Origin of the sequence: Neorhizobium phenanthreniclasticum (assembly GCF_040066075.1) — a bacterium.
Classification (GTDB): Bacteria; Pseudomonadota; Alphaproteobacteria; order Rhizobiales; family Rhizobiaceae; genus Neorhizobium; species Neorhizobium petrolearium.
This window is the reverse complement of sequence record NZ_JBEAAL010000079.1, coordinates 1-1,283: the sequence shown is the minus strand read 5'-3', so window position 1 is coordinate 1,283 and position 1,283 is coordinate 1. Positions and strand designations below refer to the sequence as shown.

Here is a 1,283-nt window from a genome sequence, read left to right as displayed (position 1 = left end):
CATGTAAACGTTCGTCCAGCGCGTCGACGGCGTGTAGTCAACCGCAACCGAACCGCCCGTCTCGAACTTCACCGTGCGGAGAAGATTCGGATTGCCGGCGCCGGGGTTGGAGACATAGGTGCTACCGGTTCCGCTCACTACGTCCGGCAAGCCGTCGCCGTTGAAGTCGCCAAAGGCAATGGTCTGGTCGAAGTCTTTTTCGTCTAGCCGCCATTGCGCCCCGCTCGCCGTAAAATTGAGGCGCCAAGGTTTACGGGTCGGAAGGGCGATATTCTGGCCCGTGCTCTTCGGTGCGAGTATCTCGACACGACCATCGCTGTCGACGTCCAGAAGCGCCGGAGATCCGGGGATCTCGCCACTTGCCACCTGCACAAACGACTTGCCGGTCGACAGGTAGACGACGAGTGAATAGTTGGTGCCGGGCTCTCCATAAAAGCGCAAGATATCAGGGGCCCCGTCTCCATTCAGGTCCCCAACGACACAGCGATAGCTGCCGCAATTGACGCCGGTACTGGATGTCGCCCAGGCGCCGTTCGCGAAACGATAGGCGACCGCATTGCTCTCCCGGGTCAGCACTCCTTGGAGGCCGTTGCCCGCGAAGTCTGGTGCGCCGACGAGCGACTTGCCGAAATCGATGACTTTATCCAGCCCGTCACCATCGTGATCCAGAATCGCCCCATTCTGATCCACTGCAGCGCAGACTGCAGAATAGGTGCTCGAGCAGGCTGTCAGGCTCATGTTGAGGTTCTGGTCCAGCCGGCCGACGCGATATTCCGTATGCTTCTCGGTGATCTGAGAATCGCTGGTGCCCCACGTAAAGCGCCATTTGAACTTGAATGCGGTGTCTCTTGGCCTGCCGGCTACAAACCGTCCTCCGACGATCTTGATCTCCAGGGAACCGGGATCGGCCTGGTTCGTCCACTCCCCTTCTGGAACAAAGGTACCGGCCACCGTACCGTCATTGTTGAACCTGACATAGCGCCAGGAACGGTTGCGACTAAGATATTGCTCGTCGCAGACCATCTCCCAGCACCGGGACGTATTGGCAAGCCAGCCGTAAAGTTCGTCCTTTCCGTCGGAATTGAAGTCACCAGCGCTCATTTGGACAGGCGAAGCGGAGTTTGGGGTGAATTTTACCTGCCCACCCGTTGCCCCAGGCTTGGCGGCATAGCTGTACGCCAGGTTGTCGTAGGTCATCTGCCGGATGGTTTTGACGGTGGTGCCGGTGATGGTGCCGTCCGCGGCGACAGTGGCATCCTTGCCGTAACGGTCGACCTTGACGA

Annotated in this window: 1 protein-coding gene; it reads right to left on the bottom strand. The window is 59.2% G+C overall.

Annotated features, from left to right (window positions below; translation table 11 throughout):
• Positions 1-1,283: FG-GAP repeat domain-containing protein (locus ABK249_RS33755; protein ID WP_348864919.1), on the bottom strand; the 1,283-nt coding region annotated here is incomplete at both ends.